Genomic DNA, 25,290 nt, shown 5'->3' with positions numbered 1-25,290 from the left:
GATGCCATCCAATCGTTGAGAATCGCCTTCGGGCGGCGCTCAGGGCCCGGCCGCCCCCGTGGGAGGCGGCCGGTCGGCTCACGCGCGGCAGGCCTCGAAGCCCTCCGTGATCGCCGCCGGATCGAGGTTGCGCCCGATGAACACCACCCGCGAGACCCGCTTTTCGTCCTTCCCCCAGTCGCCCTGCACGTCGCCGTCGAGGATCATGTGCACGCCCTGGAAGACGAAGCGCTTCGGCTCGTTCGGGAAGGCCACGATCCCCTTGCACCGGAGGATGTCCGGACCCTGCGACTGGGTCAGGTTCGAGATCCACGGCATGAACTTGTCGGGATCGACCTCACCCTCGATCTTGGCCGAGACCGAGCGGATGTCGGAATCGTGATGGTGGTGGTGTCCCGCCTCCAGGAAGTCGGGTTCGACGTCGAGGATGCGGTCGAGGTCGAAGGCGTTGCGCTCCAGCACGGCCTCGAGGGGCACCGCGCAGTTCTGCGTGCGGTGGAGCTTGGCCAGGGGGTTGATCGTGCGGATCTCGGCCTCGACCCGGTCGAGGTCGGCCGGGGAGACGAGATCGCTCTTGTTGAGCAGGATCACGTCCGCGAAGGCGATCTGGTTCTTCGCCTCGGGCGCGTCCTTCAGGCGGTCGGACAACCATTTGGCGTCGGCCACCGTCACCACCGCGTCGAGGCGGGCGGCCTCGCCCACGTCCTGGTCGACGAAGAAGGTCTGCGCCACAGGGGCCGGATCGGCGAGGCCGGTGGTCTCGACGATGATCGCGTCGAACTTGCCTCGGCGCTTGACCAGCCCATCCATGATCCGGATCAGGTCGCCGCGCACCGTGCAGCAGACGCAGCCGTTGTTCATCTCGAACACTTCCTCGTCCGCGCCGACGACGAGGTCGTTGTCGATGCCGATCTCGCCGAACTCGTTGACGATCACGGCGTAGCGCTTACCGTGATTCTCGGTGAGGATCCGGTTGAGGAGCGTGGTCTTGCCAGCGCCGAGATAGCCGGTGAGCACGGTGACCGGGATCTTGCCGGCGGCTGAGCCGGATGCGGCCGGGGCGGGAGCGTTGCTCGTTTCGGACATGACGGGTTCTTCGGTGACGGAATCGGGATCGGGCGGGTCAGGCCCCGCGAGCGTTGTCATATTGTAACAAATCCCGTCAAAGGAAGACGGGGCCACACGGTTTCGCGACTGGGGCGCCAGATCGATTGCCTGTCTGACAAGCTTTGCTCTAGGCACGCGTTGCTGCCGGGAACCATCCCGCGCAGCGCCATAGAAAAGCACCAGCGATCGCATTGATCTTGGCGTCGTCCTGGCACGAATCGTACCCTCGTCAATCAGCCCGGTCCCTCGCCCGGACCTAGAAGATCATCCGCATGGACGCCCGAAATCCGCTGGACCAGGACGAGGCCGTCACCGTGCCCCCGCGCAACCGTCGGTGGTCCGGCCTCCTGGTCGTCGCCGTCCTGCTCGCGGCCGCTGCGGGCCTGGCCTTCGCGTTCTCCGACCGGACCCGCGAGACGGCCTCGAACCTCGTCGCCGCGCTGACGGGGCTGTTCGCACCAGCCAACCCTGACCCGGGCATCGATGTGGAGAAGGCCGGCCCGGTGGAACGGGTGTTCCGGCCCTCCAAGGAGCAGCGCGCCGCCTTCGAGATCCTGCCGGTCGCCAACCTGGTGTTCCGGCCCGAGGGCACCGCCGAGGGACGGATCGCCCTCAACGAGGACGACAACGTCCCGGTCGTCTCGCCCTATGCCGGCCGCGTGACGAAGGTCCTGGCCCGCGCCGGCGACGACGTGAAGGCCGGCGACGTTCTGCTGACGCTCGAGGCCACCGACATGGTCCAGGCGCAGAACGACTATCAGGCGGCCGTGAACAACCTCCAGAAGCAGCAGGCGCTTCTGAAGCTCGATCAGACCATCGCGCAGCGGCAGCAGGAGCTGTTCCAGGCCCACGCGACGGCCCTGAAGGACTACCAATCGGCCCAGAACGACGTCATCGCCGCCCAGAGCGACCTGAAGACCGCCGAGGGCGCCCTCGACGCGGTGAAGAACCGTCTCCGGATGCTGGGCAAGACCGACGCCGAGATGGCCGCCTTCGAGAAGAAGGGCACGATGAGCGCCGAGACGCAGATCCGGGCACCGATCGCCGGCACGATCGTCCAGCGCAAGGTCGGCACCGGCCAGTACCTCTCTGCCTCCAGCGACCCGGTCTTCGTGATCGGCGACCTGTCGACGGTGTGGCTCGTCGCCAACGTCCGCGAGAGCGAGATCCCGAAGATCCGCATCGGCCAAGAGGTCGAGGCGAAGGTGGCGGGCTTCGGCGCCCGGGTGTTCAAGGCCCGGGTGAACTACATGGCCTCCAGCCTCGACCCGGCGACGCGGCGGCTGGCCGTGCGCAGCGAGGTCGACAACCCGGACCGGGTGCTGCGCCCGGAGATGTTTGCCACCTACACGATCATCACCGGCAAGGGCGAGCCGAGCCCGAGCGTGCCGGTGGCCGCCATCGTGTACGAGGGCGACCGCACCCATGTCTGGGTGGCGCGGCCCGACGGAGCCGTGGAGGCGCGCGACGTCAAGCTCGGCCTGATCAACGGCGACAATGCCCAGGTCGTCCAGGGCCTGCGCGCGGGCGAGCAGGTGGTCACCCGGGGGGCCCTGTTCATCGATCGGGCGGCCACCGGCGACAAGGCGTCCTGAGCGGGGATCCGGTCCGATGAACGCCCTGATCACCTTCTCGCTGCGCCAGCGCGTGCTGGTGGTGCTGCTGTTCGTCGTGATGCTCGGCGTCGGCTACGGCGCCTACACGCAGCTCAACATCGAGGCCTATCCAGACCCGGTCCCGCCGCTGGTCGACGTGATCACCCAGAACCCGGGCCAGTCCGCCGACGAGATCGAGCGCTACATCACCATCCCCCTGGAGGTGGCGCTCGCCGGCATCCCCAACGCCCAGGTCGTGCGGACGATCTCGCTGTTCGGCCTCTCGGACGTGAAGGTCCAGTTCAACTACGAATACACGTACGAGCAGGCGCTGCAGCGGGTGCTCAACCGCCTGTCGCAGGCGCCGACGCTGCCCAACGGAGCGACGCCGCAAATCTCGCCGACGAGCCCGGTGGGCGAGATCATGCGCTACAAGCTCGTCGGCCCGGCGGGCTACTCGCCCATGGACATGAAGACCCTGCAGGACTGGGTTCTGCAGCGCCGGTTCAAGGCGATCCCCGGCGTCGTGGACGTCACGGCCTTCGGCGGCAAGGCCAAGGAATACGAGGTCGCGGTCGATCTGAACCGCCTCCAGGCCCAGGGACTGACCCTGGTGCAGCTGACCAACGCGCTGAACAACGCCTCGATCAACGTCGGCGGCCAGACGCTGAACGTCGGCCAGCAATCGGCGGTGGTGCGCGGCATCGGCCTGATCCGCGACATGGACGACATCAAGGACACGATGATCAGCCTCGTCAACGGCACCCCGGTGCTGGTGCGGGACGTGGCGGAGGTGCGCGTGTTGAACGCCCCGCGCCTCGGCATCGTCGGCCACGACAACCAGCCCGACATCGTCGAGGGCATCGTGCTCATGACCCGCGGCGGCAAGAGCCTGCCGACGCTGGAACGGGTCGAGGCCGAGATCGACAAGATCAACAGCTCCACGATCCTGCCGCCCGACGTGAAGATCGAGCGGATCTACGACCGCTCGGGCCTGATCCACACCACCACCCACACGGTGATGCACAACCTCGTCTTCGGCGTGGTGCTGGTCTTCGTCGTGCAGTGGCTGTTTCTCGGCTCGCTCACCAGCGCGATCATCGTGGCGGCGACGATCCCGTTCGCCCTCGGCTTCGCGATCCTGATCCTGGTGGTGCGCGGCGATTCGGCGAACCTCCTGTCGCTGGGCGCCATCGATTTCGGTCTGATCGTCGACGCCACCGTGATCATGGTGGAGAACGTCTTCCGCCACATCTCCGAGCCCGACCACGTGAAGGGCGAGACGCCGCCCGACGGCCTGACGGGCCGGCTCGGCACCATCGCGGTCGCCGGGCGCGAGGTGAACCGGGCGATCTTTTTCTCGGCGACGATCATCATCGTCGGCTTCCTGCCGCTGTTCACGATGACCGGCGTCGAAGGCCACATCTTCGGCCCGATGGCCAAGACCTACGCGTACGCCCTGCTCGGCGGCCTGCTCGCCACCTTCACGGTCTCGCCTGCGCTCTCGGCCCTGATGCTGCCGAAGAAGCTTGAGGAGCGCGATACGCTCATCGTGCGGGTGCTGCGCGTCGGCCATGAACGCGCGCTGGCCTTCGGCCTGCGCAACCGCGTCCTGGCGCTTGCCGTGATGCTGGCGGTCCTGCTGGTCTCGGGGCTCACGGCCCGCAATCTCGGCCTCGAATTCCTGCCGCGGCTCGAGGAGGGCAATCTCTACGTGCGCGGGACGATGCCGGCCTCGATCTCGCTGGAGGCCGGCAACGCCTACGTCCAGCGCATGCGCAAGATCTTCCAGGAGGTCCCGGAGGTCACCACCGTCCTATCGCACCAGGGCCGCCCGAACGACGGGACCGACGCCACGGGCTTCTTCAACGTCGAGATCCTGGCGCCGCTCAAGCCCATCGACCAGTGGCGCAAGGGCCTCGACAAGGAGACGCTGATCCAGGACCTGAGCAAGAAGCTGGAGGCGGAGTTTCCCGGCATCGAGTTCAACTTCTCGCAGTATATCGAGGACAACGTCCAGGAGGCCGCCTCGGGCGTGAAGGGCGAGAACTCGGTCAAGATCTACGGCAACGACCTCACCCAGCTCACCAAGACCGCCAATGCCGTGAAGGCAGCCCTCGCCAGCGTCCCGGGCGTCACCGACCTGTCGGTCTTCGAATCCCTCGGCCAGCCGACGGTGCGGATCGATGTCGACCGCCACAAGGCCGCCCGCTACGGCCTCTCGATCAGCGACGTGAACACCACCATCCAGGCGGCGATCGGCGGCCAGACCGCGGGCGACCTCTACGAGTACGGCTCGGACCGTCACTTCCCGATGCGGGTGCGGCTCGCCAAGGAGTACCGCTCGTCACTGGCCGGCATCCGCAACATCGCGGTCGGTGCCCAGAACCCCAACGGCGGCGTCATCCAGGTACCGCTCTCCGAGATCGCCGATGTCGACCTCGTCTCGGGGGCCTCGTTCATCTACCGCGAGGACCAGGAGCGCTACATCCCGGTGAAGTTCTCGGTGCGCGGCCGCGACCTCGGCAGCGCGGTGATCGAGGCGCAGCGCAAGGTCGCCGACGCGGTGGACCTGCCGCCGGGCTACCGGCTGGAATGGGTCGGGCAGTTCACCAACCTGAAGGAGGCGGCCACCCGGCTCAGCCTCGTGGTGCCGATCACGCTGCTGCTGATCGCGCTGCTCCTCTACATCAACTTCTCGTCGGTGGCCGACATGCTGCTGACCCTGTCGGTGATCCCGATGGCGATGATCGGCGGCATCTTCGCCCTGGCGCTGACCGGCACGCCGTTCTCGATCTCGGCGGCGATCGGCTTCATCGCGCTGTTCGGGATCTCGACCATGGAGGGCGTGATCCTGCTCGCCTACTACAACCAGCTGCTCGATGAAGGCTGGAAGCGGCAGGAGGCGGTCTGGCACGCCGCCGTGGTGCGCATGCGCCCGGTGATGATGACCTGCGTGGCGGCCTGCGTCGGCCTGCTGCCGGCGGCGGTTTCCACCGGCATCGGCTCGCAGGTGCAGAAGCCGCTGGCGCTCGTGGTGGTGGGCGGCATCATCCTGGCGCCGAACCTGATCCTCGTGGTCGTGCCGGTGCTGATCTCCCTGTTCTCCCGACGGCACCCGAACCCGGACGCACAGGCTCGGTCCGCGCATCGGGCCGCCGCGTGAGCCGGTTCACGACCGCACGGGCGGGGGCTCTGCCCGTTGCAGGGGCGCCACAACGGCATCCCCGCGGGCGCCAACAGGGGACAGCTGCATTGACTTGGATGCGGTCCGCGCCGCTCTACCGAGGTGGGGTTTTCGGGGGCGGGATGGTGGACTTTGCGCCGGGACGGTGCAGACGGGCAGCCGCTGTGCTGGCGGCCTCCCTGTGCCTGTCGGCCTGCGCGGTCGGCCCGAACTTCGTGCCGCCCGAGGATCCGCCGGTCGGCCGCTACACCAAGGAGCCCCTGCAGAATCCCTCCGCGGCCGACAAGATCCGGACCCGGCAGGGCGGCTCGGCCGACCAGAGCTTCGTCTCCGGCGCCGACATCCCCGGCCAGTGGTGGACCCTGTTCCACTCGAAGGCGCTGAACCGCCTCGTGGAGCAGGCCCTCGCCAACAACCCGACGCTGGAGGCCGCGCAGGCCTCCCTGCGGGTGGCGCAGCAGAACGTGCTGGCCCAGAAGGGCACGCTCTATCCGAGCCTGACCGCGACCCCGCAGATCCAGGGCGCCCAGGCGCCCGGCCTCGACCTGCAATCGCCCCTCAACAACCAGAACCAGTATCTCTACAGTCTCTCCACGCCGCAGGCGGTGGTCTCGTACAATCCGGATGTGTTCGGCGGGAACCGCCGGCAGATCGAGTCCCTGGAGGCCACCACCGAGAACCAGCGCTTCCAGCTGGAGGCGGCCTATCTGAGCCTGACCGCCAACGTGGTCGCCGCCGCGATCCAGGAGGCGTCCCTGCGGGCGCAGATCGACGCGACCCGCAAGGTGATCCAGGCGCAGACCGAGGTGCTGCAGCTCTACAACAAGCAGCTTTCCCTGGGGCAGATTGCCGGGGCCGACGTGGTGCAGCAGCAGGCGGCGCTGGCGCTGTCGCAGCAGCTGCTGCCTCCGCTGGAGAAGGCGCTCGCGCAGCAGCGCAACCTGCTCACCGCGCTGGCCGGGCGCCTGCCCTCGGACGAGGTCTCCGAGACCTTCGACCTCGCCGCCCTGCGCCTGCCGACGCGGCTCCCGGTGAGCCTGCCCTCGCGGCTCGTGCAGCAGCGGCCCGACGTGAAGGCGGCGGAGGCCCTGGTGCAGCAGGCGAGCGCCACGGTGGGCGTCGCGGTGGCGAACCGCCTGCCGCAATTCAGCCTGACCGCCACGGGCGGCTCCAGCGCCACCCGGATCGCTCAGGTCACAAGTCCAGGGGCGGCGTTCTTCACGATCATCGGGCAGGCGACGGCGCCGATCTTCGATGCCGGGACCCTGTTCCGGCGGCAGCGCGCCGCCGAGGAATCGCTGACGGTGGCGCAGGCGCAGTACAAGGCGACGGTGATCACCGCCTTCCAGAACGTCGCCGACGCGCTGCGGGCGCTCCAGGCCGACGCGAAGGCCGTGGCCGCCGCCGACGCGGCGGTGAGCGCCACGAACCAGAGCCTCGGGCTGATCCGCAAGCAGTACACGGCGGGGGCGATCACCTCCTCGCAGGTGCTGATCGCCCAGCAGGGTTACCTCTCGGCGCTGGTCACCTCGGCCGCGGCGCGCGCCACGCAGTACGCCGACACCGCCGCCCTGTTCGTGGCCCTGGGCGGCGGCTGGTGGAACCGCGCCGACGTGGCGCCGCCCCCGCCCGAGAAGGACCCGCTGAAGTTCCTGTGACCGGTTGCCCCGTGTCGTGACCGACCGCGTCCTGACATTCGCCCCCGTCCCGGGGGCCACCCTGATCCTGGACGACCGCTCGGGCCGCCCCGCTACCGCGTCAGGTGTACATCGCGATGGCGTCCTGCAGCATCTGGTCGGTGGTGCTCATGACCTTGGTGTTGGCGGTATAGGCCTGTTGGGTCTCGATCATCTTCGAGAACTGATCCGAGATGCTGGCGTTCGACTGCTCCACGGAGCCGGCGGCGATGGTCGCGCCGTTGAGGCCGTAGCTCGGCGTGCCTGACTGACCCGTCGCCACGTAGGTCCCCCCGTCGAGGGAAGCGAGATTGTCCTGCAGTCCGAACTGCGCCAGCTGCAGCGAGCCGAGCGCCACGGAGCTGCCATCCGCGGCCGTGCCGGTGAGCGTGCCGGCCGGCGAGACTGTGAGGCTCGACAGGGTATTGGCGCCGGTGGGGACTTGGACGGGCGCGGTCGCCGACGGGCCGGCGAACAGGTAGTAGCCCGCACCGTTGCTGAGATAGCCGCTGGCGTCCGGTGCGAAGTCGCCGCGTCGCGTGTAGCCGGTATCCCCGGTGAAGCTCGGGCTCTGGGTCGTCCCGGTGTTCTTCCGGACGATGAAATAGCCGTTGCCCGAGATGGCGAGATTGGTCGATACGCCGGTCGACTGCACCGTACCCTGGATGTTCAGGCTGTTGCGCGTGCCCGGCGACACCCCGCCGGCCAGCTGTGTGCTGCGATCGGTCTCGGCCAGCATGTCGGCGAAGCTCGTCTCGGTGGACTTGAACCCCGCCGTCTGGGTGTTGGCGATGTTCCCCGAGATGTTGTTCAGGGCCAGCGACTGCGCCGAGGCGCCGGAAATCGAATTCGAGAGCGCGGTGAAAAGGCCCATCGGGGTCTCCATTCGCCGGAGCGGCACGGCTCCCGATCCGACGACGACCCATAGGCGTGCACTATGGTTAACCGACGGTGTGTTTACACATGTTGCTGAGCCGGCCCGGGGGCGTCGGGGGTAGCGGGGCGCCGCAATCCCGCCGCGCCGAGCCCGATCCGGTCGCGCTGGCCCGGGTCGCTTCGCTCCACCTGCGGCGACCGTGGAGGCGTCAGGCCCCGAGGGCGCTCAGCACGATCTCCCGCCGATGCGGCCGGTCGCGGTGCTCGATCAGGTAGATCCCCTGCCACGTGCCGAGCGCCAGCGTTCCGTCGACCAGCGGGATGGTGAGGGCCGAATCGGTGACCAGGGTGCGGATATGGGCCGGCATGTCGTCCGGTCCCTCGGCGCCGTGGACGTAGCCGGCATTGCGCGGCGCGAACCCGTCCAGCGCGGTCATCAGGTCGGTCTGGACGTCGGGGTCGGCATTCTCCTGGATGGTGAGCGAGGCCGAGGTGTGCCGGCAGAACACCGTGACGAGACCGTCCCGGATGCCGCTGCCGCGCACGAAGGCCGCCACCGCGGCGGTGAAATCCGTGAAGCCCGGCCCCGCGGTTGCGATGGTGAGGCGCCCGCTCGCGTGGCGCTCCAGGGCGCCGGAGGCCAGCGCCTCGACCGGACCGATCGTGCCGGCCCTGGTGTTTCCCCGTCTCATCCGGTCTCCTCCATCAGGGCCGCCCCCGGCGCGATCTCGCGCTCGCCGCGAGCGAGGATCCGTTCCAGCACGTCGATCCGGTCGGCCTCGGCGGGTGGCTTGTCCCAGCGGATGCGGCTGACCCGGGGGAAGCGCATCGCCACCCCCGATTTGTGCCGGGTCGAACGCTGGACGCCCTCGAAGGCGATCTCCAGCACCAGCCCGGCGTCGCGTCCATGGGCGACCTCGCGCACCGGGCCGAAGCGCTTGGTGGTGTTGTTGCGGACGTAGCGGTCGAGCTTGGCGAGTTCCGCGTCGGTGAAGCCGTGATAGGCCTTGCCCACCGGCACCAGCTCGTCGCCGCCCTCGGGCGCCGCCCGCCAGACCCCGAACGTATAGTCCGAGTAGAAGGACGAGCGCTTTCCGTGCCCGCGCTGGGCGTACATCATCACGGCGTCGACGATGTGCGGCTCGCGCTTCCACTTCCACCACGGTCCCTTGGGACGGCCCGGCAGGTAGGGGCTGTTCCGGCGCTTGAGCATCACGCCCTCGATGGCGTCGGCATCCTCGCCCGCCCCCACCGAGGCCGGATCCGCCCGGGCGGCTGCCAGCGCCGCCCAATCCGCGAAGGGCACATGGGGCGAGATATCGATCCGGGCGTGGTCGAGGCGGGTGACCAGCGCCTCCAGCTTCTCCCGCCGGGCCTCGAAGGGTTCGGCCCGCAGATCCTCGCCCGCGAGGGTGAGGAGGTCGTAGGCCCGGACATGGGCGGGAAACTCCTCCAGGAGCTTGGCCGTCACCGCCTTCCGGTTCAGGCGCTGCTGGAGGACATTGAAGCTCTGCACGCGCCGCTCGCGCAGGATCAGCAATTCGCCGTCGATCGCCCCCGTGAAGGTGATGGCCTCGGCGAGATCCGGGAACGCCCCGGTGATGTCCTCGCCGGTGCGGGAATAGACCTTTCCGACTTGCTGACCCGCCCGGTCGGGGCCGCCGACGAGCTGGACGCGGATGCCGTCCCACTTCCACTCGGCCGAGAAGGCCTCGGGCTCCAGCTTCTCGAGGTCGGCCTCCTCCTCGATCGGGTGCGACAGCATCGGCGGCCGGAACGGGGCGGGATTCAGGGTCTCGGGCCGCTCGGCCCGGCCCTCGACCCAGGCGAACAGGGTCGCGAAGGGCGGGGTCAGCCCGTGCCAGACCTCCTCCACGGCATCGGCCTCGTGGCCGCCCAAGGCGCCGACGGCCGTCTTGGCGAGCCGCGCCGAGACGCCGACCCGCAGGTTGCCGGTGACGAGCTTCAGGAGCGCCCAGCGCCCGGTCTCGTCGAGGGCATCGAGCCAGCCGGCGAGGTGACGGGAGAGCTCGCGCTTGGGGATCGTGCTGAGCGTCTCGACGACTTCGGCCAGACTCGGTGGCGGCGGGTTGTTGTGGCCGATCCCGGCGGCCCCATCCCCTCCCGCCTCTGCGGGGGGGGAGAGAGATGGGACGGGCCAGATCAGCGCCGTCGTCTCGGCGAGATCCCCGACGTAGTTGTGCGACAGCCGGAACAGGACCGGGTCGATCCGCTCCTCGACGAGTCCGCGGATCAGCGCCGGCTTGGCCTCGCGGAAGCTCAGCGTGCCGGTCATGGCGCCGAGCGCGTAGCCGCGTTCAGGATCGGGGGTGCGCGAAAAGTAGTCCTGCAGCATCCGCAACTTGGCGTTGCGGCGCGGCTCGTAGGCGAGGCGGTCGAGGAGGTGGGCGAATGCGTTCACGCCGCCGCCTCCGTCCCGGAGCCGGCCTCGACGGAGCCCGGCTCGGCCTCGCCGTCATCGCCGTAGCCGAGCAGGTGGAGGGGCTTGGCCTTGATGCCCTGCGTCCCGCACCAATGGACCAGCGCATCCTCCTGACCGTGCGTGACCCAGACCTCGCCGGCACCGGTGTCGCGGATGGTGCGGCACAGGTCCGGCCAGTCGGAATGGTCGGAGATCACCAGCGGCAGCTCGACGCCCTTCTGGCGGGCGCGGGCGCGCACCCGCATCCAGCCCGAGGCGAAGCAGGTCACGGGATCGGGGAATTTCCGGGACCACAGATCCTGGATCGACGAGGGTGGGCAGATCACGATCGCCCCCTGCAGGTCCTTGCGCTCGGCAGCCACGACCTTGGGCGTGTCGCCCAGCGGCACCCCCTCCTCCTTGTACAGCGTCGTCAATTTCTCCATGGCGCCGTGCAGGTGGATCGGGCGGTCCCAGCCCTCCTCCCGGAGAAGCGCCATCACCCGCTGCGCCTTGCCGAGCGCGTAGGCGCCGACGATGTGGGCGCGTTCGGGGAAAAGCCGCGCCGAGTCGAGGAGCTTGCGGACCTCGCCCCGCGTGTCGGGATGCGTGAAGACCGGCAAGCCGAAGGTCGCCTCGGTGATGAACACGTCGCAGGGTACCACCTCGAAGGGCAGGCAGGTCGGATCCGGCGCCCGCTTGTAGTCGCCCGAGACCACGACCCGGACCCCGTCCCGTTCGATGGCGATCTGCGCCGAGCCGAGCACGTGGCCCGCCGGCGCGAAGCGCACGGTGACGTCGCCGACGCGGAGTGCCGCACCGAGCGGCGCCTCCTGCCGCTGGCGGCAGAACTCCGCGCCGTAGCGCACCGCCATGATCCGCAGGGTCTCGGGCGTCGCCAGAACCTGTCCGTGGCCGGCGCGGGCATGGTCGGCGTGCCCGTGGGTGATCAGCGCGCGCTCCACCGGCCAGGTCGGATCGACGTGGAAGCGCCCGAGCGGGCAATAGAGACCCTCGCGGGTCAGGGTGAGGAGATCGCTGGCGCGTATCGGCATCGGGTCCGTGCAGCCGGTGGAGTCCGCCGGTGGCCCCGATATATAGGCGCCCCCGACCCGGCAGACGCATGGCCTCGCAGCTCAGTTCCGGTGACCTCCTCGCCGATCGCCGCTATCGCTACGCGGAGGCCTGCTTGGCCGACGGCGACCATGCGGGCGCCGCCGACCTCGCCGAGCAGGTCCTGGACCTTGCTCCGCGCTACGCGCCCGCCTGGCTCCTGCTGGGCCGGGCGCGGGAGGGTCTGGCGGCCTCCGGCGCCGATCCGGCCCTGCGTGCCGCGGCGGCACGCGCCTATGCCAGCGCCCTCGAGATCGATCCGGAGGACAGGCTGGGCGTGCGCACGCATCTCGTCCGCCTGGATGTCGGCGACGGCCTCCCGGTCCTGTCGCCCGCCTATGTCCGGGCTCTATTCGACGACTACGCGCCGCGTTTCGAGCACCACCTCGTGGAGGGCCTGGGCTATGTCGGCCCGCAACGCGTCCGCGACGCCTTGCCGGGCGTCCCGGAGCGCTTCCCGGTCGCGCTCGATCTCGGCTGCGGCACGGGGCTGATGGGCACCGTTCTGCGCGACCGGGTCGATCATCTCACCGGGATCGACCTCTCCCCCGGGATGCTGGCGCTGGCGCGGGCCAAGACGTGGCGGGATCGGCCGCTCTACGATCGCCTGATCGAAGGCGACCTCGCCGCCGCCCTGGCGGACCTGCCGGAGGCCTGCGCTGATCTCTGCCTCGCCGCGGACGTCCTGATCTACGTGGCGGACCTCGCCGCGTTCCTGACGGGGATCGGCCGGGTCCTGCGACCGGGCGGGCTCGGCGCCGTCACGGTGCAATCCCACGACGGTGCCGGCTCGGTCCTGGGCAAGGACGGACGCTATGCCCATGCCGATGCCCACATCGCGGCGACGGCCGCCGGCGCCGGACTGGAGATCCTGACTCTGCGTCCCGCCCACATCCGGCGCGAGGGTGGGCGGCCGGTGCCGGGGCGCGTCGTTGTGCTGCGCCGCACATCGGCATGAAACCGCTTGGCTCTTCGTCCATTGTTTGTCGGCCGCGAATGGGCGCGGCCGCTCGATCGGGGGATCAGCATGGCGGATTACGGAAACAGGACAGGCCGCGCGACACCGGAGCGGAAGCCAGAACCGCCGGCCGACAAGTCCTTTCCGGCCGATCCGCGAACCCGCATCCCGTTCGCGATCGCCCTGGCCGCGCTCGCGGGCTGCGCCGATTCCATCGGCTTCCTGGAATTCTCGCAGCTGTTCATGTCGTTCATGTCGGGCAACACCACCCGCTTCGGCGTGGCGGTGGCCAATGGCGACTGGGAGAACGTCACCCGCGTCGCCAGCACCATCTGCATGTTCTGCTTCGGCGCCTTCCTGGGGACCCTGATCGCCGCCTGGGTCGGGCGTTGGCGCCTCGCCGTGCTGCTGACGCTCCAAGCCCTGCTGCTCGCCGGCGGCCTGCTGATGCCGTGGGGCACCTTCGCCTATCCGCTGCACGCCTATCCCATCGTCCTGGCGCTGGGCCTTCAGAACGCGACGCTGCAGGACGAGGGCGGCCGCTCCCTGGCGCTCACCTACGTCACCGGCGCCGTGGTGCGTTTCGGCACCGGCTGCGCGAACCTGCTGCTCGGCACGGTGGCGCCCTCCTTCTGGATCCAGGCGCCGCTCTGGGCCGGTCTCAGCACCGGCGCGGTGGTGGGCGGCCTGCTCGACATCCGCTACGGCGAATCGGCCTTCCTGTTCCCGGCGGCGCTCGCCGCCATCCTGGCGCTGATCGCGATCGTGCTGACCATCGCCAAGCCGGGCAGCACGCTGGTGGCGGGCTCCTCTCCGGCGCCCGACGCCAGCCCGAAGGCCGAGGTCATCGACGCCATCCACTGAGATCCCACCGGGGCGGGTGCGGGATCAGCCGTCGGAATCCCGGTAGCTGCCCCGGCCCTGCTTGATCGCGGCACGGCTCTTCTTGGCGACGATCCGCCGTTCCTTGGAGCCTTTCGTGGGCTTCGTCGCCCGGCGGATCGGCGGCGGCGGCTTGGCGGCCTCGGCCACGAGGTCGACGAGGCGCTGCAGGATCTCGGCCCTGTTGCGCTCCTGCGTCCGGTGCCGCTGCCCGATGAGGACCAGGACGCCGTCCTTGGTCATGCGCCGCCCCGCGAGCCGCACCACGTTCGCCTTCACGCGGTCATCCACGGAGGGCGAATCCAGGACCGGCCAGCGGAGCTGGACCGCCGTCTCGACCTTGTTGACGTTCTGGCCGCCCGCGCCCGAAGCACGCATGAAGGACAAGGTGATCTCGTCCTCCGCGATGGCGATGCGCGGCGTCACCCGCAGGGACATGGCGGCCTCTCCGACAGGATCGTCAACGGCCGCCGCGCCCGCGTATCGGGCGCGGGGCGGAGGATGCAGAGGGGTATCCCCATAACCACATTCCCCTCAATCCGCTGCCCCGCTCACGCCACCGCCCCGGGCGGACCGAGGGCTGCCCGCGGGCGGCCGCGCGGCCGGGTCAGGCGGCCTCGGCCGGCGTGCGGGCGCGCACGGCGAGGGCGTGGAGACCGCGCTTGAACGCATCGTCCAGGACTGCGTTCACCAAGCGGTGCCGCTCCACGCGGCTCTTGCCCTCGAACGCCGACGCGACGATGTCGAGCCGGTAGTGGGTCTCGCCCCCCGGCCGTGCCCCCGCATGACCGGCATGCAGATGCGACTCGTCGATCACGTCGAGGCGCGCCGGCGCGAGTTGCTCCCGCAGCCGCGTCTCCATCCAGTCCCGCAGGGTGCCCCCCGCGCCCGCACCATCCGTCATCCTGCCCTCGCGTCGCGTTCGTGGGCTGCCGTCAAGCCCGATCCCGCGCATGCGTCATCAGGCCCGGTGCCCTTGTGTCTCAGGTCTGCCCCCTCATAATCGGCCCGTCATGGATCTCAACTCGCGCCTGTTCGACAGCATCCGGATCAAACCGTCCTGCGACGAGCCGAAAGCCGCGGCCGAGGGCGTCTGCGAGAGTCCGGGCTGCACCCATCCGGGTCTGTACCGGGCGCCCAAGGGCCGGAAGGCGGAGGGCCAGTACTGGCGCTTCTGCATGGACCACGTCCGCGCCTACAACGCGACCTACAACTACTTCGACGGCATGAACGATGCCGCCGTCCAGGCCTACCAGAAGGACGCGATCATCGGGCATCGCCCGACCTGGGCGATGGGCGTGAACCGGACCGGCCAGGCGAAACCGGCGGACGAGCCGGCCCGCGACTGGGCCTATGTCGATCCGCTGGGCATCCTGCGCGGCGAGGGCGTCGGCGATGCCCGCCGGCGCGCGCGTCAGCCCGAGGAGCCGCGCAAGCCCCGCCACTCGGCCACGGTCCGCCGGGCCCTCGACGTGATGGGCCTTGAGGAAGGCGCGGATTCGGCCGCCATCAAGGCGCAGTACAAGATCCTGGTGAAGCGCTTCCACCCCGACGCCAACGGCGGCGACCGGTCGTTCGAGGAGCGGCTGCGCGACATCATCCGGGCTCACGACGTGCTGCGTGGGGCCGGACTCTGCTGACCGGCACGAACCCTGCACGCCGGTTCGCATCCGGGATAGGGCAATCCGCACGGCGCGACCCTATATGGGGTCGATGCCGGTCGGTGGCGCCCGGGCGCGTCGCCGTCTAAGGATGGCTTCGCCCCGCCGCGGAGGCCCGGCTCGACGTCCTTTCGCGCGGATGCTCCACTGCTAGGGAGTGGAGCGACCGCGCCTCACGAGGTTCCGAATGCTCTCTGACGATACGCCCGCCGCGCTGCCCGACCGCACCGTCTCCGTCCGCGATGTCTTCGGCATCGACCTCGACCTCAAGGTCCCGGCCTATGCCGAGCCCGAGGAGCACGTGCCGGATCTCGATCCAGACTACATCTTCGACCGGGAGACGACGCTCGCGATCCTGGCGGGCTTCGCGCGCAACCGCCGCGTGATGGTCACCGGCTATCACGGCACCGGCAAGTCGACCCATATCGAGCAGGTGGCCGCCCGGCTGAACTGGCCGTGCATCCGCATCAACCTCGACAGCCACGTCTCGCGCATCGACCTCGTCGGCAAGGACGCCATCGTCCTGAAGGACGGCAAGCAGGTCACCGCCTTTCAGGACGGCATCCTGCCCTGGGCGCTGCAGAACAACGTGGCCCTCGTATTCGACGAGTACGATGCCGGCCGCCCGGACGTGATGTTCGTGATCCAGCGCGTGCTGGAACTCTCGGGCCGCCTGACGCTCCTCGATCAGAAGCGCGTGATCCGCCCGCACCCGGCCTTCCGGCTGTTCGCCACGGCCAACACCGTGGGACTGGGGGACACCTCGGGCCTCTATCACGGCACCCAGCAGATCAACCAGGGTCAGATGGACCGCTGGTCGATCGTCACGACGCTGAACTATCTGCCCCACGACCGCGAGGTCGACATCGTGCTCTCGAAGGCCACGCATTACCGGAGCGACCAGGGCCGCGACATCGTCAACCGGATGGTGCGGGTGGCGGATCTCACGCGCAACGCCTTCATGAACGGCGATCTGTCCACCGTCATGAGCCCGCGCACGGTGATCACCTGGGCCGAGAACGCCGACATCTTCAAGGATATCGGCTTCGCGTTCCGGGTGACCTTCCTGAACAAGTGCGACGAGCTGGAGCGGACGCTGGTGGCCGAGTTCTACCAGCGCGCCTTCGGCAAGGAGCTGCCCGAGAGCGCGGTGAACGTCGCGCTGAGCTGATCTGCATGGAGGACGCGATGGCGCATCCGGCCCCGACCCGCGAGGACGCTCCGGCGGCTCCGCATGCCGAGGGGCGGACGCGCTACGCGGATGATCTCTATAGCTGGGTTCAGGAGCAGGTGGCGTTGCTCCGCGCCGGCCGGGTGGACGCCCTCGACCTCGACAACATCGCCGAGGAGCTGAGCGACGTGGGCCTGAGCGACTATCATCGGCTCACCAGCGCTGTGGAGATCGTCGTGCTCCACATGCTGGAATGGGATCATCAGCCGGAACGCCGCAGCCGCAGCTCGACGCTCAGCATCGCCGAGCACCGTGAGCGCATCCTGATCCAGCTGCGGAAGAGCCCCGGGTTGAGATCCAGCCTGGACGAGGCGCAGCGCGACGGGTTCCGCCTCGGTCGCCTCGGGGCGGCCCGGCAGATGAGGCGCTCGCCCAAAACCCTGCCCGCGGAGTGTCCCTACAGCTGGGACGACATCCTGAATCGCCCCTTCGAAGTCGACGTCGACCGGTAGCCCGCATGTCCATCTCCAACCGCAAGCCCGGCGAGCGCCGCGAACCCGTGGCCGAGCCCCTGAAGCGCTCGGTGGCCGGCTGCCTGCGCGCCATCGCCCGGCGCTCCGAGGTCGAGGTCACCTACGCCACCGACCGGCCGGCGCTCACCGGCGACAAGGCCCGGTTGCCCGAGCCGCCGCGCAAGCTCTCGGCGCAGGACGTCGCGGTGCTGCGCGGCAATGCCGACGCCATGGCGCTGCGGCTCGGCTGCCACGACGTCGCCGTCCATCGCCGCCTCGCCCCCGAGAATGCCGCCGCCCGGGCGGTCTACGACGCGGTCGAGCAGGCCCGGGTCGAGGCGATCGGCTCGCGCCGGATGGCGGGCGTCGCCAGCAATATCTCGGCGATGCTGGAGGACCGCTACCACCGCGGCGGCAAGTACGAGACCATCACCGACCGGGCCGACGCCCCCATGGAGGACGCGGTCGCCCTGATGGTGCGCGAGCGCCTGACCGGCCAGAAGCCGCCCGAGGCTGCCACCAAGATCGTCGAACTGTGGCGCGAGCATATCGAGTCCAAGGCCGGCCCGAATCTCGACGGGCTGATCGGCTCGATCGAGGACCAGCGCAAGTTCGCCCGCTCGGTGCGCGATCTCCTCACCTCCCTCGACATGTCGGACGAGACGCCGTTCGACGCCGAGGATGACGAGAACGACGACGAGAACGACGCCCAGGACGAGGAGCAGAACCCGAGCGAGGGCGATTCGGAGGAGAAGAGCCAGGGCGAGCGCGCCGAGATCGAGACCTCCGAGGAAGCGTCCGACGAGATCGAGGACGGCGCCCAGGAATCCGCCGATGCGCCCTCGGGCGAGCTGCCCGAGGAGGCGGAGGATGCGGAATCCGAGGAGGCCTCGGAGGCCTCGCGGCCGCCCCAGCGGCAGGGCAACGAGGCGCGTGGACCCGAATACCGGGTGTTCAACCCCCGGTTCGACGAGGTCATCCACGCCGAGGAGCTGTGCGACGCCGACGAGCTGGCGCGCCTGCGCTCCTACCTCGACAAGCAGCTCTCCCATCTGCAGGGGGTGGTCGGCCGCCTCGCCAACCGGCTTCAGCGCCGTCTCCTCGCCCAGCAGAACCGCGCCTGGGACTTCGACCTGGAAGAAGGTCAGCTCGACCCGGCGCGGCTCGTGCGCGTGGTCATCGACCCCTACCAGCCCCTCTCCTTCAAGCAGGAGAAGGATACGAACTTCCGCGACACGGTCGTCACGCTGCTCCTCGACAATTCCGGCTCGATGCGCGGCCGGCCGATCACCGTGGCGGCGACCTGCGCCGACATCCTGGCGCGGACACTGGAGCGCTGCGGCGTGAAAGTGGAGATCCTGGGCTTCACCACCCGGGCCTGGAAGGGCGGCCAGAGCCGCGAGGCGTGGCTCGCCGCCGGCAAGCCGCCGAATCCCGGCCGCCTGAACGACCTGCGCCACATCGTCTACAAATCGGCCGACGCCCCCTGGCGGCGGGCGCGCAAGAACCTCGGCCTGATGATGCGCGAAGGTCTGCTCAAGGAAAATATCGACGGCGAGGCGCTGGATTGGGCGCACAAGCGCCTGCTCGGCCGGCCGGAACAGCGCAAGATTCTGATGGTGATCTCGGACGGCGCGCCGGTGGACGATTCGACTCTGTCGGTCAATGCCGGCAACTACCTCGAACGGCACCTGCGCTGGATGATCGAGGAGATCGAGACGCGCTCGCCGGTGGAACTGCTCGCCATCGGCATCGGCCACGACGTGACGCGGTACTACCGCCGCGCCGTGACGATCATCGACGCCGAGGAACTCGGCGGGGCAATGACCGAGAAGCTCGCGGAGCTGTTCGAAGAGAACGGCACGCCGGCACCGACCGGCCGGATGCTGCGCGCGGCGGGCGGGCGGCGCTGACCGTCCGCGGACCTTCTTCGGCCTCGAGGCCCATCCGCTCCGGCCTCTCATCCTGAGATGCCGGAGCGCCGCGGAGGCCGCGAAGGAAACCTCCGTCAGGCCGTCCGATCCCTGGAGCCCTCCTTCGCGGCCCGCTGCCGCGGGCCCCTCAGGATGCGGTCGTGAACGGGATTTTCCGGATCACGGTGCCTGTTGCGCGCAAGCGGAAACCGCCGCGGCCTCGGGGGCCACGGCGGTTCGAACCGTCCGATGAAGGATGGCGTGAAGCCAGGAGACTCAGGCCGCGACGGCCGGGGCCTCGGCGAGCTTCTTGTGGATCTCGCGCTTCAGGAGGCGGGCGGTCTGCGACAGGTCGCCCTCGCCAGCCTTGATCAGGAAGGCGTCGAGCCCACCGCGGTGCTCCACGGAGCGCAGGGCGTGCGCGGTGACCCGCAGACGGACGCGCTTGCCGAGCGCGTCGGACTGGAGAGTGACGTTGCACAGGTTCGGCAGGAACCGGCACTTGGTCTTGCGGTTCGAGTGGCTCACGAGGTGGCCGACCTGAACGGCCTTGCCGGTGAGTTCGCAGCGGCGCGCCATGATAAAAAACGATCCCGTCTCGTTCCGCCCGAATAGACCCGATCGCGACCGGCGCGATCATCGTCGCAGCAGGCGGTGCCCATTGCGTGTTCCAGGTCCGGCGGAGTCCTGTTGAAGGCGCGAGCCTATAGGCGACGAAGGCGCGCCGCGTCAAGGTGCCCGCCAACCGCAGAGCCGCCCGGGCCGCCCCGGCCGCCCCGGCCGCCCAACGGTCTGTTAACCACGATGCCGGGATATAGCCTTCTTCCACCTGCAGGAAGGTGCCTCTCCCGGCTCCGGGCCTCGAGAGGCGTCCGACGCGCGGGGGTGTTCGAGAGGGTGTGTCCGAGCGCGTGTCTTGGGCCGCCCGCCCTGGGATGCGATCCGGATCATGAGCGCCACGCCAATCCGTCGGATGATCAAGCCTGTGACAAAGCACGCTGCCGGGCGCCTCGCGGGCAGCCTCCTCGCCCTCGCTGCCCTCATGGCTCCGGCCGATGCCGCCTCGCGGGCGTCGCGCGCGAAGCGGGCCGCGGGGGCTGCCGCGACCGTGGCGGTCGATTACGGCATCAACCTCGCCGGCCTGCCGATCGGCACGGCGCGGCTGGCCGGTTCGTTCGACCGCGACCGCTACCTCATGGACGTGTCGGCGGTGCTCACGGGCCTCGTCGGCGCGATCACCGGCGGCAAGGGCTCGGCCCGGGCCTCCGGAAGCTTCGCGGCGGCACCGCAGCCCGGCGCCTTCGCCATCGCGACCCAGACGGCCAGTTCCGGCATCGCGGTGCGCATGGCCCTGGCGCACGGCAACGTGGTCCAGGCCGAGATCACGCCGCCCCTCGTCGACATGCAGGACCGCGTCCCGGTCACAGCCTCCAACAAGCGCGGCATCATCGACCCGGTCAGCGCCCTGCTGATGCCGACTCAGGGACGCGGCGAGCCCCTCGATCCGGAAAACTGCAACCGCACCCTGCCGGTCTTCGATGGCGCCACCCGCTTCAACGTGGTGCTGAGCTACGCCGAGACGCGCCCGGTTCAGAAGCCCGGCTATGCCGGCCCGGTGCTCGTCTGCAACGCCCGCTACCAGGCGGTGGCCGGCCACCGCCCGGACCGGCCGGGGGTGAAGTTCATGGAGGAGAACCGCGAGATGTCGGTCTGGCTCGCCCCCGTCGAGGGGACGCGGGTCCTGATCCCGCTGCGCATCTCGGTGCTCACCACGATCGGCACCAACATCATCGAGGCGACGCGCTGGAGCCAGGGCGGCAATGCGGGCACGACCGGGACGGCCGGCGCCGCCGGCACCAGCGTCGCACAGGCGAGCCTGCCCGGGCAGTAGCGGCGGTTTGACCGCCCGCGGCTTTCCCGGCACGTCCGCGCGGCGCGACAGCCGCGCCAGGGAGGTCAGCCAATGCCCAAGGGCTACATCATCGTCCGGATGACGGTCACCGATCCGGAGACCTACAAGGACTACGCCGCCATGGCCTCCGAGGCCATGCGCAAGTACGGCTGCACGCCGCTGGTGCGCGGCGGCCGCTGCGAGGCGCTGGAGGGCGAGGCCCGTCCGCGCAACGTCGTGCTGGAGTTCGAGTCCTACGAGGCGGCGCGCGCCTACTATTTCTCGCCCGAGTACCAGGCCGCCGTCGCCAAGCGCCGGCCGGCGGGGATCGGCGAGGTGGTCCTCGTCGAAGGCGTCGACTGATCCGCCTGGCGTTCGGAGACCGCGGTCGATGCAGCCCGCGCCGCCCTCAGCCCGGAGCGCCGTGCCCTCGGGCAGCGCGAGGCCTGAAACCGTGGCGCTCTCCCTCAGGTGCCTGCGGGCCCAGAGGAGGCGGCTCCGGAGCGCGCGGCCGGCGGTGGAGGAAATCTTCACGTTCCCGGCGATAATCGGCGGATGCGCCCGCTTGCTCTCCGAATCGCCCTCGCCTTGGCCGTCGTCACCGGCCCGGCGGCCGCGCAGCCCCTGAGCGCCGGCACCGCCGATCCGGGCTGCGGCGGTGACGCCTTCTCGTCGGCCGAAGTCGTCGAGCACCGGCCGCCGCGGCGCGGTCCCCTCGTGGCGGTGCCCGACACGCTCTGCGCCGACGTGGCACCGCAGCCGGGCACGCCGACGACGCAGATCGACATCTTCCCGATGATCACGCCCCAGATTGGACCTGGCGGGGGCGGCATCCCATATGAGGGCGGACCGTCCCGGCCCTACCGTCCCTGAGACGCGGCCGGCCGGTCGAACCCGCCTCCCCGCCCGCGCCGCGACGGCGCCGCGACGGCCTTCCCGTTCGAAGGAACCGCCGACCATCGACGCGCTGCTCCGCCCCTCGCCCAGCCGCTCGCTGTCCCGCGATGCCCGCGCCCGCGGCGTCACCGCGGTCCTCGGGCCGACCAACACCGGCAAGACGCATCTCGCCATCGAGCGGATGCTCGCGCACCCGACCGGGATGATCGGGTTGCCCCTGCGGCTTCTCGCCCGGGAGGTCTACCTGCGCGTCGTCGCCAAGGTCGGCCCCGAGAAGGTCGCGCTGGTCACCGGCGAGGAGAAGATCAAGCCGGACCGGCCGCGCTACTGGATCTGCACCATCGAGGCGATGCCCCGCGACCTCGACGTGGCCTTCGTGGCAATCGACGAGATCCAGCTCGCCGCCGACATGGACCGCGGCCACGTCTTCACCGACCGCCTGCTCTACGTCCGCGGCCGGGAGGAGACCCTCCTGATCGGCTCCTCGACCATGCTGCCTTTGGTTCAGGACCTGATCCCCAACGTCCACACCACGACCCGGCCGCGGCTGTCGCAACTGACCTTCGCGGGGGAGAAGCGGTTGTCGCGCCTGCCCCGGCGCACCGCGATCGTCGCGTTCTCGGCCGAGGAGGTCTACGCCATTGCCGAGCTGATCCGGCGTCAGCGCGGGGGCGCCGCAGTGGTGCTCGGCGCGCTCTCCCCCCGGACCCGCAACGCCCAGGTCGAGATGTACCAGGCGGGCGACGTGGACTACCTCGTCGCCACCGATGCCGTCGGGATGGGCCTCAACCTCGACGTCGACCACGTCGCCTTCGCGGCGAACTGGAAGTACGACGGCACCCGCTTCCGCAAGCTCACCCCCGCCGAGATGGGCCAGATCGCCGGCCGCGCCGGACGCCACCTCGCGGACGGCACCTTCGGCTCCACCGGGCGCTGCCCGACCTTCGAGGCCGAGCTGGTGGAGCGGCTCGAGAGCCACGACTTCGATCCCCTCCGCATCCTGCAATGGCGCAATCCGGACCTGCGCTTCGGCAGCCTGGAGGGCTTGCAGGCGAGCCTCGACGAGCACCCGCGCGAATCGGGGCTGACCCGCGCCCCCATGGGCGAGGATCAGCAGGCCCTCGAGATCCTCATGAAGGAGGACGACATCCGCGACATGGCGCGGAGCGCCGCCACGGTGAGGCGGCTCTGGGACGTCTGCGGCGTGCCGGACTACCGCAAGGTCCATCCGCAGGTGCACGCCGATCTGGTGGCCCAGCTCTACCGATTCCTCATGAAGGGGATGGCCGGCCGCATCCCCGACACGTGGTTCGCCGAGCAGGTGGCGATGATCGATCGGACCGACGGCGACATCGACACGCTGTCCCGTCGGATCGCCCAGGGACGCACCTGGACCTTCGTGGCCAACAGACCCGACTGGCTGCGCGACCCGGAACATTGGCAGGGCGAGACACGTCGGGTAGAGGACAGACTGTCCGACGCCCTGCACGAACGCCTCGCGAGCCGCTTCGTCGACCGGCGCACCAGCGTCCTGATGCGGCGCCTGAGAGAGAACACGATGCTCGAAGCCCAGATCACCGCCGACGGTGACGTCACCGTCGAGGGTCAGCATGTCGGCCACCTTCACGGATTCCTGTTCGTTCCCGATGCCAGCGCCGAAGGGCACGAGGCCAAGACCCTGAGGAGCGCCGCCGAGAAGGCGCTCGCGGGCGAGATCGAGGCGCGGGCCGAACGATTCGCCGCGACCGCCGATTCGACCCTCGTGCTCTCGCATGACGGCACGATCCGGTGGACCGGCGCGCCGGTGGCCAAGCTCACCCCCGGCGAGAAGCTGTTCGCCCCGCAGATCCGTCTGCTGGCGGACGACAGCCTGACCGGTGCGCACCGGGAGAAGGTGGAGGCCCGCCTCGATGCGTGGCTGAAAGCCTACATCGTGCGCCTGCTCGGCCCTCTGATGGAGATCGAGACCGCGGCGGACCTCACGGGTCTCGCCAAGGGCATCGGCTACCAGGTCGTCGAGGCGCTGGGCGTGCTGGAACGCTCGAAGGTGGCGCACGAGATGCGCAGCCTCGATCAGGACGGCCGCGGGGCGCTGCGCCGCCACGGCGTCCGCTTCGGCGCCTACCACATCTTCCTGCCGGCCCTGCTCAAGCCGGCGCCGCGGACGCTCGCGGCGCAGCTCTGGGCCCTGCGCAACGGCGGCCTCGACCAGCGCGGCCTCGACGAGATCGCGCATCTGGCCGGCTCCGGCCGCACCTCGATCAAGGTGGACCGCGAGATCGCCAAGGGGCTGTACCGCGCCGCCGGCTTCCGGGTCAGCGGCGAGCGCGCGGTGCGCGTCGACATCCTGGAGCGGCTCGCCGACCTGATCCGCCCGGCCATCGCCTATCGCCCCGGCACCACCCCGGGCGCCCCACCGGACGGAACGGCCGACGGCGACGGCTTCGTGGCCACCGTCGGCATGACCTCCCTGGTCGGCTGCTCGGGCGAGGATTTCGCCTCGATCCTGAAGTCCCTGGGCTACAACGTGGAGACGCGTCCGGGCCCCGCCATCACGGTGCCGCTCGTCCCCGCCGCGGCCACGGCGCCGGCCGCACAGGCCGCCCCGGCCGAGGCGTCTTCCGACGAGGCCATTGCCGCGCAGGCGGATGCCGCGGAGCCGGCCGGCGACGAGGCCCCGGCCGCGGAGGACGTCGAGACCGCCGCGGAACACGCCTCCCCGGGGGATGAGGTCCCGGCCGTCGAGGCCGAGGCGTCCCCGACCGAGGATCAGGCGCCGGACCTCGCAGCCGATGCGACCGCCGGAGAGCAGGCCGAGGAGCCCGCGGGCGATACGCCGCACGCGGAGGCGACCGGCGCCGGATCGGAGCAACCGGACCAGGCTCCCCAGGAGGCTGCGCCGGCCGCCGAGCCGGTCTCCGCCACCGAGGAGGCCGCGCCCGGCACGGCCGAGGCGGAGCCCGCTGCGGCCGATGCGGCCGAAGGCACGGCCGCGGAGGGCGAACCCGCCGCGGAGGTTCCGCAGATCGACGTCTGGCGCCTGCAGCGGCATCAGCGCCCGGCGCACCAGCGTCCGCAGAATCGCCCCCGCGGCGCGGGACGCGGCCGGGATGCGGGCCAGCCGGGCCAGAACCCGGGCCAGGGACGCGCGGATGGCGGCCGGCCGGAGCAGCGCCGCGCCGAAGGTGGCGACGGCGGCCCGCGGCCGGGACGGGATCGCGGTCCACGCCGCGACCGGTTCGAGGGTGGTCGGCCGGAACGCCGCGACGATCAGCGCAATGCGGAGCAGCGCCATGCCGGCCCGCGGCCTGACCAGCGGCCGCCCCGGCGCGAGCGGGCGCCCGATCCGGATTCGCCCTTCGCCAAGCTCGCCGCGCTGAAGGCGCAACTCGAGGCCGGCGACGGCGGGAAGCGCTGACCTTCACCGCG

The 25,290-nt window shown here is 70.3% G+C and carries 21 protein-coding genes; 13 read left to right on the top strand and 8 right to left on the bottom strand.

Annotated elements, in window-relative coordinates; translation table 11 throughout:
- Positions 1–78 precede the first annotated feature (78 nt).
- Positions 79–1,086 carry a CobW family GTP-binding protein gene (locus ABIC70_RS12055; RefSeq protein ID WP_043385135.1) on the bottom strand — a complete coding sequence of 336 codons (1,008 nt, stop codon included), beginning with the start codon at positions 1,084–1,086 and terminating at the stop codon, positions 79–81.
- Between the two features lie 293 nt (positions 1,087–1,379).
- On the opposite strand from ABIC70_RS12055, the gene ABIC70_RS12050 reads away from it, so the two are divergent.
- The 3 genes from ABIC70_RS12050 (at position 1,380) to ABIC70_RS12040 (ending at position 7,547) form a co-directional block, all read left to right on the top strand.
- Positions 1,380–2,702, top strand: coding sequence for an efflux RND transporter periplasmic adaptor subunit (locus ABIC70_RS12050; protein ID WP_043385132.1), 1,323 nt, complete (start codon positions 1,380–1,382; stop codon positions 2,700–2,702).
- Positions 2,703–2,718: 16 nt separating this feature from the next.
- Positions 2,719–5,868, top strand: a complete 3,150-nt coding sequence (locus ABIC70_RS12045; RefSeq protein ID WP_354439777.1) for an efflux RND transporter permease subunit — start codon at positions 2,719–2,721, stop codon at positions 5,866–5,868.
- Positions 5,869–6,011: 143 nt separating this feature from the next.
- Positions 6,012–7,547, top strand: a complete 1,536-nt coding sequence (locus ABIC70_RS12040; RefSeq protein ID WP_043358068.1) for an efflux transporter outer membrane subunit — start codon at positions 6,012–6,014, stop codon at positions 7,545–7,547.
- Between the two features lie 100 nt (positions 7,548–7,647).
- On the opposite strand, the gene ABIC70_RS12035 is transcribed toward ABIC70_RS12040, so the two are convergent.
- From ABIC70_RS12035 to ABIC70_RS12020, 4 genes are all read right to left on the bottom strand, one after another.
- The gene (locus tag ABIC70_RS12035) at positions 7,648–8,439 is read right to left on the bottom strand and encodes a flagellar hook basal-body protein (RefSeq protein ID WP_043358075.1); all 792 of its coding nucleotides are present in this window, start codon (positions 8,437–8,439) and stop codon (positions 7,648–7,650) included.
- Between the two features lie 211 nt (positions 8,440–8,650).
- Positions 8,651–9,133 (bottom strand): secondary thiamine-phosphate synthase enzyme YjbQ, encoded by a 483-nt coding sequence (locus ABIC70_RS12030; RefSeq protein WP_354439776.1) that lies wholly within the window; start codon positions 9,131–9,133, stop codon positions 8,651–8,653.
- Positions 9,130–10,863, bottom strand: a complete 1,734-nt coding sequence (locus ABIC70_RS12025) for a cisplatin damage response ATP-dependent DNA ligase (protein WP_354439775.1) — start codon at positions 10,861–10,863, stop codon at positions 9,130–9,132. Before ABIC70_RS12025 ends, ABIC70_RS12030 begins: the two co-directional genes overlap by 4 nt.
- Positions 10,860–11,918 carry a ligase-associated DNA damage response exonuclease gene (locus ABIC70_RS12020; RefSeq protein ID WP_043358063.1) on the bottom strand — a complete coding sequence of 353 codons (1,059 nt, stop codon included), beginning with the start codon at positions 11,916–11,918 and terminating at the stop codon, positions 10,860–10,862. Before ABIC70_RS12020 ends, ABIC70_RS12025 begins: the two co-directional genes overlap by 4 nt.
- A gap of 68 nt (positions 11,919–11,986) precedes the next feature.
- On the opposite strand from ABIC70_RS12020, the gene ABIC70_RS12015 reads away from it, so the two are divergent.
- Positions 11,987–12,934 (top strand): methyltransferase domain-containing protein, encoded by a 948-nt coding sequence (locus tag ABIC70_RS12015; protein WP_354439774.1) that lies wholly within the window; start codon positions 11,987–11,989, stop codon positions 12,932–12,934.
- Positions 12,935–13,003: 69 nt separating this feature from the next.
- Positions 13,004–13,798: a YoaK family protein gene (locus ABIC70_RS12010; protein WP_043358073.1), complete on the top strand. Its 795-nt coding sequence runs from the start codon at positions 13,004–13,006 to the stop codon at positions 13,796–13,798.
- Between the two features lie 24 nt (positions 13,799–13,822).
- Here the strand turns inward: ABIC70_RS12010 and arfB are convergent, their stop codons facing one another.
- Positions 13,823–14,254, bottom strand: coding sequence for an alternative ribosome rescue aminoacyl-tRNA hydrolase ArfB (arfB, locus tag ABIC70_RS12005; protein ID WP_342141548.1), 432 nt, complete (start codon positions 14,252–14,254; stop codon positions 13,823–13,825).
- A 169-nt stretch (positions 14,255–14,423) separates the two neighbouring features.
- Entirely contained in the window at positions 14,424–14,720 is a 297-nt protein-coding gene (locus tag ABIC70_RS12000; protein WP_043385118.1) for a BolA family protein, read from the bottom strand.
- A 109-nt stretch (positions 14,721–14,829) separates the two neighbouring features.
- Between ABIC70_RS12000 and ABIC70_RS11995 the strand changes: the two genes are divergently transcribed.
- The 4 genes from ABIC70_RS11995 to cobT all read left to right on the top strand — a co-directional run bounded on the left by ABIC70_RS11995 (position 14,830) and on the right by cobT (position 19,073).
- Positions 14,830–15,456: a J domain-containing protein gene (locus ABIC70_RS11995; RefSeq protein ID WP_043358056.1), complete on the top strand. Its 627-nt coding sequence runs from the start codon at positions 14,830–14,832 to the stop codon at positions 15,454–15,456.
- A 208-nt stretch (positions 15,457–15,664) separates the two neighbouring features.
- Positions 15,665–16,648, top strand: a complete 984-nt coding sequence (gene cobS / locus ABIC70_RS11990; protein ID WP_043358054.1) for a cobaltochelatase subunit CobS — start codon at positions 15,665–15,667, stop codon at positions 16,646–16,648.
- Between the two features lie 17 nt (positions 16,649–16,665).
- On the top strand, positions 16,666–17,160 hold the full coding sequence (locus tag ABIC70_RS11985; RefSeq protein WP_354439773.1) for a DUF29 domain-containing protein: 495 nt from the start codon (positions 16,666–16,668) through the stop codon (positions 17,158–17,160).
- A gap of 5 nt (positions 17,161–17,165) precedes the next feature.
- Positions 17,166–19,073: a cobaltochelatase subunit CobT gene (cobT, locus tag ABIC70_RS11980; RefSeq protein WP_043385115.1), complete on the top strand. Its 1,908-nt coding sequence runs from the start codon at positions 17,166–17,168 to the stop codon at positions 19,071–19,073.
- A gap of 276 nt (positions 19,074–19,349) precedes the next feature.
- On the opposite strand, the gene rpmB is transcribed toward cobT, so the two are convergent.
- Positions 19,350–19,652: a 50S ribosomal protein L28 gene (rpmB, locus tag ABIC70_RS11975; RefSeq protein ID WP_043351177.1), complete on the bottom strand. Its 303-nt coding sequence runs from the start codon at positions 19,650–19,652 to the stop codon at positions 19,350–19,352.
- Positions 19,653–20,022: 370 nt separating this feature from the next.
- On the opposite strand from rpmB, the gene ABIC70_RS11970 reads away from it, so the two are divergent.
- From ABIC70_RS11970 to ABIC70_RS11955, 4 genes are all read left to right on the top strand, one after another.
- On the top strand, positions 20,023–20,964 hold the full coding sequence (locus tag ABIC70_RS11970) for a DUF3108 domain-containing protein (RefSeq protein ID WP_396652030.1): 942 nt from the start codon (positions 20,023–20,025) through the stop codon (positions 20,962–20,964).
- Positions 20,965–21,036: 72 nt separating this feature from the next.
- Complete coding sequence (locus tag ABIC70_RS11965) at positions 21,037–21,327, top strand: DUF1330 domain-containing protein (protein WP_043351173.1); 291 nt, start codon at positions 21,037–21,039, stop codon at positions 21,325–21,327.
- 192 nt (positions 21,328–21,519) lie between these two features.
- Positions 21,520–21,837 carry a hypothetical protein gene (locus ABIC70_RS11960; protein ID WP_043351171.1) on the top strand — a complete coding sequence of 106 codons (318 nt, stop codon included), beginning with the start codon at positions 21,520–21,522 and terminating at the stop codon, positions 21,835–21,837.
- The gene (locus tag ABIC70_RS11955; RefSeq protein WP_391526417.1) at positions 21,803–25,279 is read left to right on the top strand and encodes a helicase-related protein; all 3,477 of its coding nucleotides are present in this window, start codon (positions 21,803–21,805) and stop codon (positions 25,277–25,279) included. The genes ABIC70_RS11960 and ABIC70_RS11955 overlap by 35 nt, the downstream gene beginning before the upstream one ends.
- Positions 25,280–25,290: the final 11 nt, after the last annotated feature.

The sequence above is a fragment of the Methylobacterium sp. 1973 genome (assembly GCF_040545035.1).
Taxonomy (GTDB): domain Bacteria; phylum Pseudomonadota; class Alphaproteobacteria; order Rhizobiales; family Beijerinckiaceae; genus Methylobacterium; species Methylobacterium fujisawaense.
This window is presented reverse-complemented; position numbering and strand designations above follow the sequence as displayed.

What these genes read in the sequence shown, in the direction of transcription:
- ABIC70_RS12035 (WP_043358075.1), bottom strand. Translation starts at nt 8,439, where the DNA reads ATGGGCCTTTTCACCGCGCTCTCGAATTCGATTTCCGGCGCCTCGGCG.
- ABIC70_RS12055 (WP_043385135.1), bottom strand. Translation starts at nt 1,086, where the DNA reads ATGTCCGAAACGAGCAACGCTCCCGCCCCGGCCGCATCCGGCTCAGCC.
- arfB (WP_342141548.1), bottom strand. Translation starts at nt 14,254, where the DNA reads ATGTCCCTGCGGGTGACGCCGCGCATCGCCATCGCGGAGGACGAGATC.
- ABIC70_RS11955 (WP_391526417.1), top strand. Translation starts at nt 21,803, where the DNA reads ATGAGGGCGGACCGTCCCGGCCCTACCGTCCCTGAGACGCGGCCGGCC.
- ABIC70_RS12015 (WP_354439774.1), top strand. Translation starts at nt 11,987, where the DNA reads ATGGCCTCGCAGCTCAGTTCCGGTGACCTCCTCGCCGATCGCCGCTAT.
- ABIC70_RS11985 (WP_354439773.1), top strand. Translation starts at nt 16,666, where the DNA reads ATGGCGCATCCGGCCCCGACCCGCGAGGACGCTCCGGCGGCTCCGCAT.
- ABIC70_RS11960 (WP_043351171.1), top strand. Translation starts at nt 21,520, where the DNA reads ATGCGCCCGCTTGCTCTCCGAATCGCCCTCGCCTTGGCCGTCGTCACC.
- rpmB (WP_043351177.1), bottom strand. Translation starts at nt 19,652, where the DNA reads ATGGCGCGCCGCTGCGAACTCACCGGCAAGGCCGTTCAGGTCGGCCAC.
- ABIC70_RS11965 (WP_043351173.1), top strand. Translation starts at nt 21,037, where the DNA reads ATGCCCAAGGGCTACATCATCGTCCGGATGACGGTCACCGATCCGGAG.
- ABIC70_RS11995 (WP_043358056.1), top strand. Translation starts at nt 14,830, where the DNA reads ATGGATCTCAACTCGCGCCTGTTCGACAGCATCCGGATCAAACCGTCC.
- cobS (WP_043358054.1), top strand. Translation starts at nt 15,665, where the DNA reads ATGCTCTCTGACGATACGCCCGCCGCGCTGCCCGACCGCACCGTCTCC.
- ABIC70_RS12020 (WP_043358063.1), bottom strand. Translation starts at nt 11,918, where the DNA reads ATGCCGATACGCGCCAGCGATCTCCTCACCCTGACCCGCGAGGGTCTC.
- cobT (WP_043385115.1), top strand. Translation starts at nt 17,166, where the DNA reads ATGTCCATCTCCAACCGCAAGCCCGGCGAGCGCCGCGAACCCGTGGCC.
- ABIC70_RS12050 (WP_043385132.1), top strand. Translation starts at nt 1,380, where the DNA reads ATGGACGCCCGAAATCCGCTGGACCAGGACGAGGCCGTCACCGTGCCC.
- ABIC70_RS11970 (WP_396652030.1), top strand. Translation starts at nt 20,023, where the DNA reads ATGAGCGCCACGCCAATCCGTCGGATGATCAAGCCTGTGACAAAGCAC.
- ABIC70_RS12000 (WP_043385118.1), bottom strand. Translation starts at nt 14,720, where the DNA reads ATGACGGATGGTGCGGGCGCGGGGGGCACCCTGCGGGACTGGATGGAG.
- ABIC70_RS12040 (WP_043358068.1), top strand. Translation starts at nt 6,012, where the DNA reads ATGGTGGACTTTGCGCCGGGACGGTGCAGACGGGCAGCCGCTGTGCTG.
- ABIC70_RS12010 (WP_043358073.1), top strand. Translation starts at nt 13,004, where the DNA reads ATGGCGGATTACGGAAACAGGACAGGCCGCGCGACACCGGAGCGGAAG.
- ABIC70_RS12045 (WP_354439777.1), top strand. Translation starts at nt 2,719, where the DNA reads ATGAACGCCCTGATCACCTTCTCGCTGCGCCAGCGCGTGCTGGTGGTG.
- ABIC70_RS12030 (WP_354439776.1), bottom strand. Translation starts at nt 9,133, where the DNA reads ATGAGACGGGGAAACACCAGGGCCGGCACGATCGGTCCGGTCGAGGCG.